Raw genomic sequence first — 16,162 nt, 5'->3', positions numbered from 1 at the left:
AGGAGCACCCGATGAACACATATGAATACCCCAAGAGCCACGAGCTGTTCGACCGCGCCACAAAGGTGATTCCCGCCGGCATCTACGGACACCTCGGTCCTTCCGAAGGTTGCTTCATTCCGATCGAGAGTTACCCGTTCTACGCTGATCATGCCCAGGATTCCTACATCTGGGACGTGGACGGGAACCGCTTCATTGATTACATGTGTGCATACGGCCCCAACGTACTGGGCTACAACCATCCAAAAGTCAACGAAGCCTTCATCAAGCAGCTTGAGCAGGGCAACTGCACAACGCTTCCGACCACACGCATGATCGAACTTGCTGAACTGCTGGTCGATGAGGTCGCCAGCGCCGACTGGGCGTTCTTCGCCAAGAACGGTGGCGACGTGACGAATATGGCGGTCCTGACCGCGCGCGCCGCAACCGGGCGTGACAAGATCATCCGCTTCTTCGGTGGCTACCACGGCGTGGCGCAGTGGATGCAGTACGTCGGTTACGCCGGCATCACCGACGCTGACCTCGCCAATGTCATCGATCTGCCGTTCAACGATATCGACGCCCTCGAAAAGGCGATCGCAAAGTATCCGAACCAGATCGCCGGCATCATTTCCACGCCGTACTATCACCCTACGTTCGTGGACAATGAGCTTCCGGCACCGGGATACTGGCAGAAAGTTCGCGAGCTGTGCGACAAGCACGGCATCGTGCTGATCATCGACGACGTGCGATGCGGTTTCCGCCTGGATGAGCGAGGCAGTGACTACCACTACGGTTTCAAGGCTGATCTGATTTGCTTCTGCAAGGCTCTGGCCAACGGGTTCAACATTTCCGCGCTGTGTGGATCTGACGAGCTCAAAGCTGCAGCTTCCTCCGTGTTCTACACAGGCAGCTACTGGTTGTCGGCAGCACCGATGGCTGCTGCGATCGAATGCCTGACAATCATGAAGGAAATCGACGGTGCCACGGTCATGAAGGAGAAAGGTCGCAAGTTGACCGACGGCTTGAAAAAGGTCGCTGAGGAAGAAGGCTACAAACTGGTCGTGACCGGTGAGCCGTCCATGTGGTTCATGCGCCTGGATAATGACCCGTCGTCGATGCTGCACCAGGCGTTCGTCGGTAACTGCGTCAAGCGCGGAGTCTTCTTCACCAACCACCACAACCACTTCATCAACTGCTCACTGACCGATGAGGACATTGAGTTCACGTGGGACGTTGCCAGAGAAGCATTCAAAGAACTGCATACCCAGGAAGATGAGTTGATCCTGTAGGCAAACCGGTCGGCGCGGACAGACGCGGCCCGCTTGGCCATGCAGCCGGCACCAGCCCACCTGTCCGCACCGGCGGCCTGTCTTCAGAAACACCTGATCTTCACCCGTTTACCTGCACGTCTGAGGCGGGCGTGCAGACTGACAGCACATATGAGAAAAGTAGTAAAGGAGCTACGATGCCCGTATCACTAGACGAGCTCAAGCGACTCGAGGATAAAGCAAATTTCCTGCGTCACGATATCGTCGATACCGTTTACCACGCGCACTCCGGCCACCTCGGCGGCGCACTCTCCATGATCGATGCAGTCACAGTGTTGTATTACCACGTGATGAACATTGATCCGAAGAATGCCAAGTGGGAGGATCGTGACCGTTTCGTCATGTCGAAGGGGCATGCAGGAATCGGATTCGTCACGGTCCTGGCCGACCTGGGATTCGTTGACCACGACGAGCTGAAGACCTTCAACCTGACAGGATCAAAACTCGGCATCCACCTGGACTGCAACAAGGTCAACGGCCTGGATGCTTCCACCGGATCGCTCGGCCACGGCCTGTCGATCGCGCTGGGCATGGGTTTGGCGGCAACGCAGCTCAAGAAAGATTTCATGACCTACTGCATGCTCGGTGACGGCGAATGCAACGAGGGTTCCATCTGGGAAGCCGCAATGGCAATCGCCAACTACAACGCGCACAACGTTGTCGTGATGGTGGACCGCAACAAGGCCATGATTGACGGCCCAACTGAGGACGTCATGAAGCTCGAGCCCTTTGCCGACAAGTGGACAGCCTTCGGTTTCAACACACTGAGCATTGATGGTCACGATCACGCAGCCATCATCGACGCCCTCGAAACGGCGAAGAACACAACAGACAAGCCCACCTGCATCGTGCTGAACACGGTGAAAGGCCAAGGTGTTGATTTCGCTGCCGGTGACTACAAGTGGCACTACGGCGCAATCAACGACGAGCTGCGCGATCAGGCGTTCGCCAGCCTCGACAAGTATCACGCCGAACGTCTAGCCAAGTTGGAGGAGAAGTAAGATGGCAGGCCTTGTTTACACCAGTATTGACACCACGAAACTGTCAACCGCTGAAGTTTACGGCGCGATGCTGTCCAAACTTGGCGAAGACGATCCCAGGATTGTTGTTCTGACCGCTGATCTGGCCAAATCCACCAAGATCGGCACGTTCATGGAATCATTCCCAGATCGCTTCTACAACCTGGGCATCGCTGAGCAGAACATGTACGGCGTGGCGGCCGGCATGGCGAGCTGCGGACTGATTCCGTTCACGTCCTCGTTCGCGATCTTCAACTCGTGCCGCGCTCTTGACCAAGTGCACACCGATATCTGCTATCAGAACCTCAACGTCAAGATGATTGGCTCCCACGCGGGCACCTCGTTCGGACAGGCCGGTTCCACGCACCACTCGATTGAGGACATCGCGATCATGCGGTCGCTGGCGAACCTGACCGTGCTGGTGCCTGCTGACGGTATGGAGACGGCGAACGCAGTCAAGGCCGCTTACGAGATGGAAGGCCCGGTCTACATCCGCATCAACCGTGGGTTCGACCAGATCGTGTACCGCGAGGCGGACTACGGCTACGAAATCGGCAAGGCTGTTCAGCTTGCCGACGGCTCAGACGCGACGATCATTGCGTGTGGCTGCACAGTCTTCTCAGCTGTTCAGGCAGCCCGCGAACTGGCCGCTGACGGCGTGAAGGTGCGCGTGCTGGACATGCACACGATCAAGCCGCTGGACGAGGAAGCGGTACGCAAGGCCGTTCACGACACCAGACGCATCATCACCGTGGAGGATCACTCGATCATCGGCGGTCTGGGCGGCGCGGTCTCAGAAGTCATCGCATCTGCCGGTATGGGCTGCGCGTTCAAGCGTCTGGGAATTCCAGACCAGTTCTCCCCCATTGGCCTGCAGGAAGACCTGATGGCCTACCACGGTATCGACACTGCCGGCGTCGTCACGGCGGTCCATGAACTGCTCAAGATGGACTTCGAAGAAGACGACGACTGGGCGGATGAGATTTAGGGCGACACTCCATGGATAAAGAAGCTATTTACACTGCGAAGATCTTCCTGAACAGTGCGATCCCCTTGCTGAAAGTCATCATCGAGGAGACCTCGCTGCACAAGATGTTCGCCAAAAAGACCGGTATCGTCCAGTTTTCCTTCCCGCACGAGGGCGACAAGTGGGCCACTCACCTCGTTTTCGACGAGGGTGACATCTCGGTGAAGCTTGGACCCAGTGAAGACGAACCGACTGTGGAGTTGGCGTTCAACGATATCGATCACTTCAACGCCTTCTTCAAAGGCACGTCGATGAAGTTACCGCAGTTCCGCCACGTGCATCACCTGAACTGGGTTGTTCCCGTAGTCATGGGGTTGCTCAAGATGCAGAAACTGCTCAGCGCTTCGGAGCCGCCGGCTGATGAGGAAACCAAGGCACTGATGGTCAAGCTCATGTTCTACCTGCTGCCGTCGGGTATCAGCCAGCTCAATAAGGCTGGACACCCGGAGGTGGCGAAATGGGCGAAGATGTCACCTGACCGTGTCTACGCCCTGGTGGTAGATGGCCGCGATGACCTGGCTGGCTACATCCGTGTCAAGGCGGGCAAGACCCGTTCTGCGCGCGGCGCATACAAGCGGTCGCAGCCCTTCTTCACGATGCGCTTCACCGACCTGGATGCGGCGCTCGGCGTGTTGTTGCAGACAGCGGACATGTTGGCGTTGACTGCACAGAAGCGTCTGATCATGGAAGGTGCGCCGGAGTTCGGTGCTCAGATCGGTGATTTCATGATGCTGGTCGGGCAGTACGCCCAAAAGTAGCCGCACGCTCAGGCTCGGCTGAGCAGCTGCTCTGTCCAGTCGAGACGGGCCCGTCAATAAGCTGTAGCCCGGCCGGGCTGCTCCTAACGCCTGAGTTGCACGAGGTGCCGGTGTTCGGATCATTCCGAACGCCGGCACCACTGCGTTGAGACCGCTTATCTGTTCATGTGACGCGCACGAGGCTCGAGATCGAAGCCGTTTTATGCACGAAGCCTTAGATTTAAGCCCTCGTAGTGCACATTCCCCTAGATTTAAGCCCTCGTAGTGCACATTCCCCTAGATTTAAGCCCTCGTAGTGCACATTCCCCTAGATTAACCGCGCTCCCCGACGCCCGCGATCACACTCACCCTCTCTGACCTGCAGGTTTGCAAATCGTCTCATGAGAACTCCGTTCTTTTCTAGGGGTATGTGCACGCAGGGCGCTTAGATCTAGGGGTATGTGCACGCAGGGCGCTTAGATCTAGGGGATTGTGCACGCGGGCCTCTTAAATCTAGGGGTATGTGCGCGCGGTGCCTTGAGATGTTGGCGGTCGTTCGCGCAGTGCGTTGAGATTCATGGGGGCGCGTGCGCGAGCCTCGAAAATCTGGGTGCTCGTGCAGGCACAGTCGCTTAGGCGAGGCCTTCGTGCGAGCCGACCCGGCATGATCTATTACGTGTTCGTCCACACTCATACATAGAAAGGGGCGGGTGTGCGGACGCTTCTGCGCCCGCACACCCGCCCGGCTGGAACCGTGAAGGTGGAATCCTCTTACGCTCCGACGATCTCCTCCGCGCTGGCACATTCCATGTCGAATGCCTCGGCAACGCCGGGGAAGGTGATCTTCCCGTCGAAGGTGTTCAGACCCTGACGCAGCGCCACATCATCGGCCAGAGCCTTCTTCCATCCCTTGTCCGCAATCGCATGGATATAGGGCAAGGTGGCGTTGGTCAGTGCCTGCGTCGAAGACACCGGGACAGTGCCCGGCATGTTCGTCACACAGTAGAACGTGGTGTCGTGCACCCTGAAGGTGGGCTCCTCATGAGTGGTGGGGTGTGAATCCTCGAAACAGCCACCCTGGTCAATGGCGATATCAACCAGAACAGATCCCGGCTGCATTGATGCAACCATCTCATTGGTCACTAGCTTGGGAGCTTTCGAACCTGGGATCAGAACCGAGCCGACCACCACGTCGGACTTCTTGATCAGGCGCGAAATTTCCAGCGGCGTGGAATAACGCGTGCACACGCGCCCTTCCCAGTGGTTCGTGATCCGGCGCAGCTTGTCGATATTGTTGTCGACAACCGTGACATCCGCGCCCAGTCCCACTGCGCCCGCAGCGGCGTTGATTCCGGCGGTGCCGCCACCGATGACCAGTACGTGTGCATCTTCCACGCCGGTCACTCCGCCCATCAGGACGCCTTTGCCCCCATGCGGCTTCTGAAGGAAATACGAGCCGACCTGGGGCGCCAACCGCCCAGCGATCTCTGACATCGGAATCAGCAGCGGCAAACGGCCGTCAGGCAAACGCACCGTCTCGTACGCAATGCCAACCGCTTTAGCTCCCAGCAGCGCATCCGTGCCGGGCTTGTCCGCAGCCAGGTGTAGGTAGGTGAAAACGATCTGGCCTTCACGGATATGACCGTACTCAGATTCGATCGGTTCTTTGACTTTCACGATCATGTCGGACTGTGCCCACACCTCGTCGGCACCGTCAACGATGGTGGCGCCCACCGCGGCATAATCCTCATCGGAAATTGCAGATCCGACACCCGCGCCCGCCTGAACCAGGACTTCGTGGCCGCCGTGCACAAGTGCAGAGACGCCACTCGGGGTCATTGAAACTCGGAACTCGTTGTTCTTCGCTTCGGTTGGAATTCCTACGCGCATTGAAACCTCCCTTGTGTGTTAACCCAGTATCTTTTTGAGGAATGAGAAGGACTTGGAATCATAGGGGTGGTGCCGCACCGGAATGTCGAAGCACCAGCTCTTATGCAGCACCGTTCGCTCGTGGCTCAGGGTTTTGAAGCCCGAGGCCCCGTGGTAGTTGCCCATGCCGGAGTTCCCGACTCCGCCAAAGGGCGCTTTTGTTGAGGACATGTGCAGCAACGTGTCATTGATGCACACGCCGCCGCTGGATATCGCCTCGACAACGCGCTGAGCAAAGCGCTTCTTCCTGGTGAAGATATACAGCGCCAAAGGCTTGTCGCGATCCTGGTAGTCCGTCAGCACGTCCTCAATATCCGTGAACTCCTTGATCGGCAAGATGGGACCGAAGATTTCTTCCTGCATGACGGGGCTGTCCCATTCGGGGTCGTCGACCAACACCGGGATGATCTGCTGCGTATCCTCCAGCGTCACATCGGCCGGCTTGGCGTCGCGCGACTTCGACGTGATCAGGCGCTGCCCTTCCAGCAATCCGGACAGACGCTTGAAATGCTTGGGGTGAATCACCTTGGCGAAGGAGTTGCGACGATACTCCTCGGTCGGCAGTGCGCTGTCGATCCCCCGCCTCAGCGCCTCGATCAGTTGGTCCTTGACGTCGCGGTGAACATACACGAAATCGACGCCCACACAGGTCTGCCCGCCGTTGGTCAGCTTGCCGAACAGGATTCGCTTCGCTGTCTTTTCGATGTCAGCGGTCTTGTCGACAAAGCACGGGGACTTGCCGCCCAGCTCCAGGACGACGGGCGTGAGGTGCTCCGCCGCGGCGCGCATCACCACTTTGCCGACGTTCGGGGAGCCGGTGAAGAAAATAAAGTCGAATTTTTCATCCAGCAGTGCCGAGTTCTCCTTGCGCCCACCTTCGATGACGCTCACGTAGCCGTCCTCGAAAATCTCCTTGCACATCTGCCGGATGAGGCGGGATGTGGCCGGCGAGTAGGCGGACGGTTTGATGACCACGGTATTGCCCGCTGCGATCGCCGCGGCGAGGGGACACATTGTCAGCTGGAAGGGGTAGTTCCACGGACTCATCACCAGTGCCACGCCAAATGGTTCATACGTCACGGACAGCACGCCGGGCATCTGCGAAAGCGCGGGAATCTTGTAGTGCGGCGCTGCCATGCATGACAGGTGCCGGCGCATGAACTTGATTTCGTCCAGGACCAGCGAAATTTCCGTCATGAAGCTTTCGGTGTCCGACTTGTTCAGGTCAGCGTGCAGCGCATCCAGAATGTCGCGTTCGTGGGCGCGTACTGATTTTTCAAATGCGGCCAGCGTGCGTTTGCGGTAGCTGAGGTCACGGGTTTTCCCAGTGAAGAAGAACTCCCGTGAGCGCGTGACTGCCTCGCGGATTTCCTCTTGTTTTGTGCGTGTCATATCCATCCTCTGGTACTCATCATTGAATGACACTCATCAGTGAGCGACTACTCACATGCTACTAGCGAGGAACGCACGGCGCTGGGTCTTCCAGATAATTTCTTCAAGATTGTTCCGATCTGCTCCATCAGCGTCCCTACTCCCTTTCTTGCCTATAGCTCCGACCAGTTTCCAAGAAGGAAAAACTATGTTTTCAAGATATGCACGGAGGAATAAAGCAGGTGAGGAGCGCAAGTATCCAGCAGGCGTTGCCTCGCACTCACAGGCAGGCTTGTTAGAGTACATTGCATGTGGCTGACGGTGCTCTTTATGATTGGAATCACGGCCGAGGCCATGACAGGCGCCCTGTCAGCGGCCCGCGAGCGCATGGACCTGTTCGGCGTGATGATGGTGGCCGCGGTGACCGCCATTGGCGGTGGCTCCATTCGTGACGTTTTGCTGGGACACTACCCACTCACCTGGGTGAAGAACCCCCACTACGTGGTCATTGTCGTGTGCGCCGCAGTGATTTCGGTTCTGATTCCCTCATTGATGAAGCATTTCCGCAAGCTGTTCCTTGGTCTCGACGCACTTGGGCTGGCGGTGTTCTCCATTTTCGGCACACGCATCGGCTGGGACGTCGGCATCCAGCAAGGCCCCGCCCAGGCGTTCATCCTCGCCTGCGTCGCCTCAGTGATTACCGGCGTGATGGGCGGTGTGCTGCGAGACCTCCTGTGCGACCGTATCCCCCTGGTGTTCCTGAAAGAGCTGTACGCCGCGGTGTCATTCCTCGCCACCTGCACGTACGTCACACTTTCCGAACTGGGCGTGCACGATGACTGGGCCGTGACCATCACGCTGATCGTCACCTTCGTCTTCCGCATTCTCGCGATTCGCTTCAGCTGGCACCTGCCTGTCTTCGACTATCAGGAACAGCACTACGAGCGCAGTCAGTCGGTGCGTCCCCGCCTGTTCATCCACCGCCTCAAGCAGTGGAGGCCAAGGCGCCCTCGTCAATTCATCAGGAAGAACTCGAAGCCTGTGCGACCAGATTCCACCGCCCCCACCATCGACGAGGGTGACTAGTGGACCGCCTACTTACCCAGTTTGCTGCGCGGCACGACCGGGCGAATTTCGAGGTTCTCCACCATTGCTTCCTCACTCGCGTCCACTGCCATGCGCACCGCGGCGGCAACTGACTGCGGGCGCAGGTGATCGCTGGGGCGGTAGGAGCGGCCGGCGCGCTGCTGAATGTCCACCTGCATATCTGTGTCAACACGACCCGGATGCACGGAAGTGACGCGAATCGTGCCGCGCTCCTGCTCACGCAACGCGTCAGTGAAGGCACGCAGGGCGAACTTGGAGGCTGAGTACACCGCGTTGTCAGCGCCCACGCGATAACCGGCTCCGGAGTTAATCGCAACGACCTGGCCACCGGCAGCGCGCAAAGCCGGCAGCAGCAGGCGTGTCAGCTCGGCCACGGCAACCACGTTCAGGCGCAGGACTCGGAGCCACTCGTCAGGCATGGTTTCGGCGATTGTACTTGAAGGCGCCATTGTTCCGGCACTGTGCACCAGTATGTCGAGGCGCTCCAGGTGCAGGTCTTCGACGGCTTGGTGCATCTGTTCGAAATCACTGAGGTCTGCGACAAATGGACGGACCGTGGCTGCTGCGTCTCGGCTGGAGATGTCCGTATTACTGCCAGTGGCAGCTGCCTGGCGTGCTGCGATGAACCTGTCGCAGGCGGCCGCCACTGATTCGTCCGAACTGCCACCAACGATGATGGTGTGTGTGCGGGACAGTTCCTGGGCAATGGCTGCACCTATACCGCGCGTTGCGCCGGTGATCAGGGCAATGGGTCGATCTGTCGAAAGCTCGTGCGTAATCGTCATGGGGTCAGCTTATCGATTCGGGCAATGCCTGTTCACCCCCTTCGATACACTGGACGCACGACACTCCTGTGTCGACTTGGCAATGATCGAGCACCAACAAGACGATCCTTTCATGCGAGGAGGCCCCCATGAAACTTGCATCCGGCATCATGCGCACCATCACCGGCGCTTACATTCTGAACTCAGGTATCGGCAAACTGCATCTGGATGCCGAGGCCGCTGCCGGACTGCAGGAAATGGCCGCCACAGGCATTCCCCAGCTCGGTGAACTTGACCCGGAGGTATTCGGCAAGTTCATCTGCGCATCGGAAATCGGAATTGGCGCATCGCTTCTGACACCGTTTATTCCTCGCAAACTCGCCGGATTGGCGCTGACAGCATTCGCCTCGGGCATGCTCACCATGTACTTCCGCAACCCTGCGATGACCGAAGCAGACGGAATCCGCCCCTCGCAAGAAGGCCTGATGCTCTCAAAGGACGTCTTCATGCTGGCGATCGGTTTGGCTCTGATCACCATGAAGAAAGACAAGAAAGCGCAGTAAATGCCTCGTGATCAGTTCCCGCTGGCCGGCCGAGTCATCGTCATCACGGGAGTGAGCCGGCGGGCAGGGATCGGATACGCTATTGCCCGGCGCGCCGCCGAATGGGGCGCTGACGTGGTATGCCACCACTTCAGCACCCATGACGACAAGCAGCCGTGGGGCAGCGATGACATTGCAGCCGTGTGCGCCGGCATCCGATCCCACCTTCGGTCCGGCGCCCGCATGATCGACGTCGGTGGTGATTTAACTGACGAGGGAGCCCCCGCGGCACTGATCGATACAGCGCGCAGCGAATATGGCCGCGTTGATGCTGTTGTGTGCAACCAGGCGCTGTCTGGCAATGACGGCGCGCTCAGTGACATCACAGCGGACGATCTTGATGCCCACTGGCGTGTCAATGCGCGCACGTCAATCCTGCTGGCGCAGGCCTTTGCGGCCGTTGCCGGCGACCAGGGGTCGATCGTGTTCATGACATCCGGGCAGGCGATGGGGCCGATGCGCGGCGAAGTTGCCTACGCCGCCTCAAAAGCAGCAATCGCAGGCATCACGCTGACACTGTCAGATGAGCTTGCGGCCAGGAACATCCGCGTCAACACTGTCAATCCTGGCCCTGTTGACACCGGCTACATGACGGACGAGGTGCGCCAGCATGTGCTCGAGCAGTTCCCCGGTGGCCGGATGGCCACCCCTGATGATCCGGCACGGCTGGTTGTGTGGCTCCTCAGTGATGAGTCTCAGTGGGTCACGGGTCAGGTGATCAACACTGAAGGCGGGTTCTCACGCTGGAAGTAGCGCCACGCTCACCGCTGCCAGGCACAAGTGTGCACACCACCAGGAAGCACGGTGGCGAAAACAGGGCACGAGAGTGTCCGCACCCACCCCATGACATTTGTGATAGATAGATCGTGACAATCGCTCTATCCACATGCGGGTAATCATTTGTACTGTGAAGACATGAACACAGATGAGATTGCCACCACACGTGGCTCCACAGTGCGATCCGAAAACGCTCACACAGCACAGACGTCATCGCAGGCATCATCGGCGGCGCCTACACGCGCACCACAATCCGCTCCACCAGCAATCGACCTCGTCGACATTCACCGCTCGTTCGGTCAAGTCCACGCAGTCGACGGTGTCACCCTGTGCGTTGAACAAGGTGAACTCGTCGCACTGCTGGGACGCAACGGCGCGGGCAAGACCACACTCATTGACATCGCTCTGGGTCTGGGCCATCAGGATTCGGGCACAGCCAGGCTTTTCGCCATGGCTCCTCATGACGCAATCAAGCGCGGCCTGATCGGAGTCATTCAGCAAACTGGCGGACTGCCGCCCGAACCGTCCGTTCGTGAAACAGTGTCAACACTGGCCAGCGCATACGTCGATCCCGCACCTGTGGATGAGGTGCTGGAGCTGGCCGGAATCACCAACCTGGCAACGCGCAGAATCGGCAAGTGTTCAGGTGGCGAACAGCAGCGCGTACGCCTGGCGATCGCCCTGCTTTCACGTCCGCGCCTTCTCATCATGGATGAGCCGACCGCCGGAATGGACGTGGATTCACGGATGCAGTTCTGGCAGACGATGGAGAAACTGACAACAGGCGGCTTGACCGTCGTGTTCGCAACTCACTATCTGTCAGAAGTTGAAGCAGTTGCTCACCGCATCATCATCATGAATCGCGGTCACGTTGTCACAGATGAAAGCTCCCGAACTCTGCTGAACACGGAGCGTGCCCATATTCGCGCAACCGTCTCAGAAGAGCATAGGGACGCCCTCGTCAATGAGATCACTGCGCTGCCCGGGGCCGACAAGTGGACCTACAAATTCGACGACGGGCAAATCGCGATCGACGGAGAAAAGCTTGAACCGGCTGCTCTTGCGGTGCTGAACACCGCAGGCATCAAGGATTTCCAAATGAAACGAACCAGCCTGGATGAAATGTTCACCCGCCTGACCGGCGCGAACACGGAGGAGTCAGATTCATGAGCACGCACGCCGCAACGACACATACCCTGACGAAACAAGACCTGACAGACCGACCTGTTCCCCCGCCGCTCAAAGGACTGGGTGCACAGTTCATGATGGCGTTGCGTGATAACACGCTGCGCAACCCGTGGTTCATCGGCGGTTCCATCGGCATCCCCGTTCTGATGTATTTCCTGTTCGCAGTTGGCAAGGAATACTCAGATACCAGCGTGGGGCACGCGAACGTTCAGGCAGCCATTCTGGCCGGTCTGACATGCTACGGAGCGCTCATATCGGCTGCGAGCGCAACATGCAACACCGCGCTGCAACGTCGAACCGGATGGTGGCGCACACTGGCACTGACTCCAATGAGCCTGTCAACATACCTGTGGGCTCAGATCTGTGCGGCAATCCTGGTCGGCGCTCTGGCTGCACTGGTGACCTATGGTGTAGGGGCACTCACCGGCGCTGAAATGTCAGGAATTACCTGGGTTGTGACGTTCGCGTTGATTGTCGTGTGCAGTTTTCCCCTGGCGGCATTCGGATTCGCGGTTGGCCAGCTTGTCGGTGAGAACGCCGCGAACTTCATCGTCTCAATGACGGTGCTGGTCAGTGCATTCCTGTCCGGCATGTTCATACCGATGGAGCAGATGGGCTCATTGGTCCAGAAAGTCGCGAAGTACACACCAATGTATGGGATCATCAATCTTGTTCGGGCACCGCAGCTTGGCTGGGATACCGCGTTCGAATGGAGCTGGGTCATCAATATCGCGGTCTGGTCGCTCGCAATGTTGGCCGCAGCTGTCTGGACGTTTACTCGCTCGAGCCGTACTGAAAGGAACTGACAGCGATGAGCTGGAGCTGGCTGTGGCACTCACCGGCGGCTTCAAGTTCGCTGCACGAGCGCCTCAGCTCGTTGCCGTGGGCACTGCCGTACCTGATCTTCATGATCATCGGCATCATCCTGGGAGTGCGCAGCAGCCCGGAGCAGGCTGTGCCCATGTTCGCCTGGCTCACCGTGTTCATCCTGGTGTACGTTTCCACGTGGATCCGTTCCGACTCTGCCCCCGTTTCACGGTCAACGGACCCGTGGGTGGTGGCGACGATCGTCGTCATGAGCGTCCTGCTCGCAGGTATGATGCCGTTTTCGGATGCGGTGTCGGTGTTCTTTTTTCTGCCGTACATCAGCGCGGTGATTGTGCTGCAGCTTCCGCGCCACCTGTACACGCGGTGGGCGTGCGCGCTGCTGATCGGCTCAGTCCTGCTCGCAGTGCTTTTGGTGATTCTGCGTCTGGCCAACATCAATGAGGCGTCCTTTGGGCTGGCGATCCTGCTGTGCACGATTTTCATGACGTTCATGGCTCGTCGCGCCATCGACAATGACCGAGAAGACAGGATCCGTCAGGCCGAGCGCGTCCAGACCTCCCAGTCAGAAGAACGCAGCCGCATCAGCGCGGATCTGCATGACGTCCTCGGGCAGACCCTGACCGCCATCAACGTCAACGCGCAGGTCGTCGCCCGGTTCGCCCAGTTGGGCAAGATGGACGAGGGCGTCCCCTACCTTGAACAGCTCCAGGAATTATCACATGACGCCCTGGCGCAGATGAGACAGGTTGTTGCCGCCACGCGTGAAGCGGATCTGGATCAGGAGCTGGCGCAGGCCGCGCACCTGGCGGACGCTGCGGGCATCGTGCTGACGCTGAGCGATGAGGGGCATCCACCTGAGGGCAAAACCAGTCAGGTTGCCGCTCACCTGGTCCGTGAATCGATGGCGAATGTCGTCCACCATTCCGGTGCTGACCGGGTATGGGTGGAGCTCAGTCCGGTTCGCGTGAGCGTACATGACAACGGTCGGGGCAGCAGGCCGGCTGCCGCGGGTCGAAGCCGGGCCGCTGCCGGCCAGAAAACCATTGCGGACAGTCAGCAGAGCGCTCACGCGGGACAGCGCATGTCCACCGGTTTGGAGTCGCTGGAAAAACGTGCCGAAGGTGTGGGCACCGTGACCTGGGGGCCTGCTGACGGGGGCGGATGGCACGTGACGTTCACGGTAGATCCGGTCGATGGGGCGGATTCTCCTGCCCTGTCAATGGTGGGCGACACTATTCGTCCCGTCAGTGAAGGAGCACTCTCATGAGGGTCGCAGTTGTCGATGATCAGGGAGTTGTCCGCGCCGGTATCGCCGCGCTGATCGGTTTGGAGCCTGACATTGAGGTGGTCGCTCAGGCTTCGAACGGCAGCGAAGCGGTTGACCTTGCCGAGACCATGGGCGCAGAGATTGACGTGATGCTGCTGGATGTGGAGATGCCCGGTATCGATGGTTTGCAGGCGCTGCCGCGCGTGCGCGAGGTGAGCCCTCATACACGCGTGTTGATGCTGACAACGTTTGACCGTCCGGGGTGGGTGGCGCGTGCCCTGTCGCTGGGGGCGGCCGGCTTCGTGTTGAAGGACCAGCCGGCGGAGGCTCTGGCCGCGTCGATCCGCGCGGTCAACGACGGTAAGCAGGTTGTTGATCAGGAGCTTGCCGCGCGCACACTGGGCCTAGGGATCAATCCGCTCACCCCGCGTGAGATCGATGTGCTGCGTGCGGCCGAGGGCGGCGGCACCACTGCTGATGTGGCGCGTGAAGTCGGTCTGTCTCAAGGCACCGTCCGTAACCATGTCACCAGTGCCATGGCGAAAACCGGTGGCTCATCCCGCATGGATGCCGCGCGCCGCGCCCGCGACAACGGCTGGCTGTAGGGACTGCCCGCGGGGCTTGCGTAGGGGCCCGAGGGGCCCTGCCTCTGGTTCAGGCGTCGTGCTGACCGCTGCTGATCGGCACGATGAGCGTTTCCTATCGCCAGGGCTCGCAGGTGATCTGGGTTCCGGTCTCCATATCCAGACTGCCGCCATCCTGGCCCTGTGCTACGTCGACCGGCACTTCACCACCTGCGATGCCCAGTGTCATATCAACCGTGTCAGATTCCTCCGTCCCCGCTCCGCGCCAGGATAGTTGCATCGCGGCGCTTGCACCTGCAGGAATATCCACTCCCCGGTCAAATTCGGCCGCCGAGGCGCGGGGCGAGGCAACAGTGCTCACCGCTAGGTCTGCTCCACTCATCGTGATCTGCAGGTCGGGCACACCGCTCACAGAGCACGCGGTGTCGCCATTGTTAATCACTGTCAGTATCGCGCCTCGAGCACCCAGCGCTCCCTGCACCGGACCGAGCACGGCAGTAAGAGAGTCCGGGCTGCACAGTGGCTCCACCGCCGACATCGCTTCACCTCCAGACTCAGCGACCGCCCCAGACTCAGCGACCGCCCCAGATTCAGAGGCCACCGCAGCTCCAGACTCAGCTTCTTCCGGCGGCACCGAAGACGAAGCAGGTGGAGTCTGATCAATCGGGGTCGACCGGTCAGCCGGTGCAGGCAGAATCATCAGGGCGCTCACGCTGACAATCCCCGCCACCGTGCACACCACCGCCGCGCATCGGGCGATAGGACGCCACGCAGCGGTGGTCGGGTCACCCTCGTCGATGATGATTGCCGAGGATGGAGCACCGCCTTCATACTCGACGGCAGAGTTTTCGCGAATGCTCTCGTAGGCGGCGGCGCGAGCCAGCAGCATGGCGACAATCCCGATAACAGGAACCGCGAACAGGCCCGGCCCAGTGAAAAGCAGCGCGATTCCGGAGATGAAGACTGCGATGATCGCTGTGAGCGCGACGGCTCCGCCTGCAATCCAGGCGGGTCGGGTTGTGCGAGTCTGAATACTGGTCGTGAGGGCGAACACCAACGCGAGCAGCACGCCGGCCACGCCCGCAAATCCAAGTGCCGCGGCGTATCCACCGAAGGCCAGCGCCAGGCCACCGACTGCCAGGATCGGCGGCGCAACGACGCATAGTGCCACATCAACGACGAGGGAGACCCATTGACTGGCTGTCCGTGAACGCGTGGGGCTCTTGCGCGACTGATCCAACAGCTCAGCAGAGCCGCCAGAACGCGGCATCCCCGACCAGCTGCCTGTCAGTTGGCGCGCCAGCGCGACCCACAGCCCGATAACGGCAATGACGAGCAGCAGCATCGCGATGAGGTAGCCGTAGGGGAAGGGGTAGTCACGGCACTGCCCGGGGAAGTCATTGCAGTCGAACTGGAGTTCGGGACCGGGCATGCGGATGTCCTGTCCTGTGATGACGATCAGTGCGCTCAGTGCGAGGCCGAGGAGCGCTGCGGTGCCCAGCAGGTTGCGTCTGCGCCTGATGGGGCAGGCCCCTGTTGGTACGCGCCGCCGCCGTGTGCTCTTCACAGTGTCAGTGTGCCACACAGGCGGCACAGCCAACCGGATGTGCCTGTAAGAGATGACAGGCACATCCGGCAGGACATGCCACGCG

Annotated in this window: 15 protein-coding genes; 11 read left to right on the top strand and 4 right to left on the bottom strand. The window is 59.7% G+C overall.

All coding sequences use genetic code 11. The features are described 5' to 3' along the window. The first annotated feature begins 11 nt into the window (after nt 1-11). From AC1EJ1_RS01300 to AC1EJ1_RS01285, 4 genes are all read left to right on the top strand, one after another. Entirely contained in the window at nt 12-1,271 is a 1,260-nt protein-coding gene (locus AC1EJ1_RS01300; RefSeq protein WP_480295216.1) for an aspartate aminotransferase family protein, read from the top strand. Between the two features lie 176 nt (nt 1,272-1,447). Then, entirely contained in the window at nt 1,448-2,311 is an 864-nt protein-coding gene (locus tag AC1EJ1_RS01295) for a transketolase (RefSeq protein ID WP_058237357.1), read from the top strand. Between the two features lies 1 nt (nt 2,312). After that, nucleotides 2,313-3,317: a transketolase family protein gene (locus AC1EJ1_RS01290; RefSeq protein ID WP_058237358.1), complete on the top strand. Its 1,005-nt coding sequence runs from the start codon at nt 2,313-2,315 to the stop codon at nt 3,315-3,317. Nucleotides 3,318-3,328: 11 nt separating this feature from the next. Continuing rightward, nucleotides 3,329-4,114, top strand: a complete 786-nt coding sequence (locus tag AC1EJ1_RS01285; RefSeq protein WP_070727851.1) for a hypothetical protein — start codon at nt 3,329-3,331, stop codon at nt 4,112-4,114. 750 nt (nt 4,115-4,864) lie between these two features. Here AC1EJ1_RS01285 and ald read toward each other — a convergent pair. Then, nucleotides 4,865-5,983: an alanine dehydrogenase gene (gene ald, locus AC1EJ1_RS01280; protein ID WP_285016310.1), complete on the bottom strand. Its 1,119-nt coding sequence runs from the start codon at nt 5,981-5,983 to the stop codon at nt 4,865-4,867. 18 nt (nt 5,984-6,001) lie between these two features. Next, a complete protein-coding gene (locus AC1EJ1_RS01275; protein ID WP_285016312.1) occupies nt 6,002-7,414 on the bottom strand; it encodes an aldehyde dehydrogenase family protein in 1,413 nt (470 codons plus the stop codon). 309 nt (nt 7,415-7,723) lie between these two features. On the opposite strand from AC1EJ1_RS01275, the gene AC1EJ1_RS01270 reads away from it, so the two are divergent. Next, nucleotides 7,724-8,479 (top strand): trimeric intracellular cation channel family protein, encoded by a 756-nt coding sequence (locus AC1EJ1_RS01270; protein WP_285016314.1) that lies wholly within the window; start codon nt 7,724-7,726, stop codon nt 8,477-8,479. An 8-nt stretch (nt 8,480-8,487) separates the two neighbouring features. Here the strand turns inward: AC1EJ1_RS01270 and AC1EJ1_RS01265 are convergent, their stop codons facing one another. Further along, nucleotides 8,488-9,285 (bottom strand): SDR family oxidoreductase, encoded by a 798-nt coding sequence (locus AC1EJ1_RS01265; RefSeq protein WP_285016317.1) that lies wholly within the window; start codon nt 9,283-9,285, stop codon nt 8,488-8,490. 128 nt (nt 9,286-9,413) lie between these two features. On the opposite strand from AC1EJ1_RS01265, the gene AC1EJ1_RS01260 reads away from it, so the two are divergent. The 6 genes from AC1EJ1_RS01260 to AC1EJ1_RS01235 all read left to right on the top strand — a co-directional run bounded on the left by AC1EJ1_RS01260 (nt 9,414) and on the right by AC1EJ1_RS01235 (nt 14,531). Beyond that, entirely contained in the window at nt 9,414-9,827 is a 414-nt protein-coding gene (locus AC1EJ1_RS01260; protein WP_285016319.1) for a hypothetical protein, read from the top strand. Then, on the top strand, nt 9,828-10,619 hold the full coding sequence (locus AC1EJ1_RS01255; RefSeq protein ID WP_285016320.1) for an SDR family oxidoreductase: 792 nt from the start codon (nt 9,828-9,830) through the stop codon (nt 10,617-10,619). It abuts the gene before it with no gap. Nucleotides 10,620-10,781: 162 nt separating this feature from the next. Continuing rightward, nucleotides 10,782-11,813, top strand: a complete 1,032-nt coding sequence (locus AC1EJ1_RS01250; RefSeq protein ID WP_285016322.1) for an ABC transporter ATP-binding protein — start codon at nt 10,782-10,784, stop codon at nt 11,811-11,813. Beyond that, a complete protein-coding gene (locus tag AC1EJ1_RS01245) occupies nt 11,810-12,637 on the top strand; it encodes an ABC transporter permease (protein WP_285016323.1) in 828 nt (275 codons plus the stop codon). The genes AC1EJ1_RS01250 and AC1EJ1_RS01245 overlap by 4 nt, the downstream gene beginning before the upstream one ends. A 5-nt stretch (nt 12,638-12,642) precedes the next feature. Further along, nucleotides 12,643-13,926, top strand: coding sequence for a sensor histidine kinase (locus AC1EJ1_RS01240; protein ID WP_285016325.1), 1,284 nt, complete (start codon nt 12,643-12,645; stop codon nt 13,924-13,926). Next, the gene (locus AC1EJ1_RS01235; protein ID WP_092648880.1) at nt 13,923-14,531 is read left to right on the top strand and encodes a response regulator transcription factor; all 609 of its coding nucleotides are present in this window, start codon (nt 13,923-13,925) and stop codon (nt 14,529-14,531) included. The genes AC1EJ1_RS01240 and AC1EJ1_RS01235 overlap by 4 nt, the downstream gene beginning before the upstream one ends. A 94-nt stretch (nt 14,532-14,625) precedes the next feature. Here the strand turns inward: AC1EJ1_RS01235 and AC1EJ1_RS01230 are convergent, their stop codons facing one another. Continuing rightward, a complete protein-coding gene (locus AC1EJ1_RS01230) occupies nt 14,626-16,077 on the bottom strand; it encodes a DUF4232 domain-containing protein (protein ID WP_285016326.1) in 1,452 nt (483 codons plus the stop codon). Between the last annotated feature and the right edge of the window lie 85 nt (nt 16,078-16,162).

This window comes from Pauljensenia sp. C0170B4 (genome assembly GCF_056590235.1).
The sequence above is the reverse complement of the archived record's forward strand: the minus strand, read 5'-3'. Positions and strand labels throughout refer to the sequence as shown.

Bases quoted from the DNA above. Each gene is read 5' to 3' on its own strand.
- AC1EJ1_RS01275 (WP_285016312.1), bottom strand. From the start codon at position 7,414: ATGACACGCACAAAACAAGAGGAAATCCGCGAGGCAGTCACGCGCTCA.
- AC1EJ1_RS01245 (WP_285016323.1), top strand. From the start codon at position 11,810: ATGAGCACGCACGCCGCAACGACACATACCCTGACGAAACAAGACCTG.
- AC1EJ1_RS01240 (WP_285016325.1), top strand. From the start codon at position 12,643: ATGAGCTGGAGCTGGCTGTGGCACTCACCGGCGGCTTCAAGTTCGCTG.
- AC1EJ1_RS01255 (WP_285016320.1), top strand. From the start codon at position 9,828: ATGCCTCGTGATCAGTTCCCGCTGGCCGGCCGAGTCATCGTCATCACG.
- AC1EJ1_RS01290 (WP_058237358.1), top strand. From the start codon at position 2,313: ATGGCAGGCCTTGTTTACACCAGTATTGACACCACGAAACTGTCAACC.
- AC1EJ1_RS01295 (WP_058237357.1), top strand. From the start codon at position 1,448: ATGCCCGTATCACTAGACGAGCTCAAGCGACTCGAGGATAAAGCAAAT.
- AC1EJ1_RS01250 (WP_285016322.1), top strand. From the start codon at position 10,782: ATGAACACAGATGAGATTGCCACCACACGTGGCTCCACAGTGCGATCC.
- AC1EJ1_RS01265 (WP_285016317.1), bottom strand. From the start codon at position 9,285: ATGACGATTACGCACGAGCTTTCGACAGATCGACCCATTGCCCTGATC.
- AC1EJ1_RS01300 (WP_480295216.1), top strand. From the start codon at position 12: ATGAACACATATGAATACCCCAAGAGCCACGAGCTGTTCGACCGCGCC.
- ald (WP_285016310.1), bottom strand. From the start codon at position 5,983: ATGCGCGTAGGAATTCCAACCGAAGCGAAGAACAACGAGTTCCGAGTT.
- AC1EJ1_RS01270 (WP_285016314.1), top strand. From the start codon at position 7,724: ATGATTGGAATCACGGCCGAGGCCATGACAGGCGCCCTGTCAGCGGCC.
- AC1EJ1_RS01285 (WP_070727851.1), top strand. From the start codon at position 3,329: ATGGATAAAGAAGCTATTTACACTGCGAAGATCTTCCTGAACAGTGCG.
- AC1EJ1_RS01235 (WP_092648880.1), top strand. From the start codon at position 13,923: ATGAGGGTCGCAGTTGTCGATGATCAGGGAGTTGTCCGCGCCGGTATC.
- AC1EJ1_RS01260 (WP_285016319.1), top strand. From the start codon at position 9,414: ATGAAACTTGCATCCGGCATCATGCGCACCATCACCGGCGCTTACATT.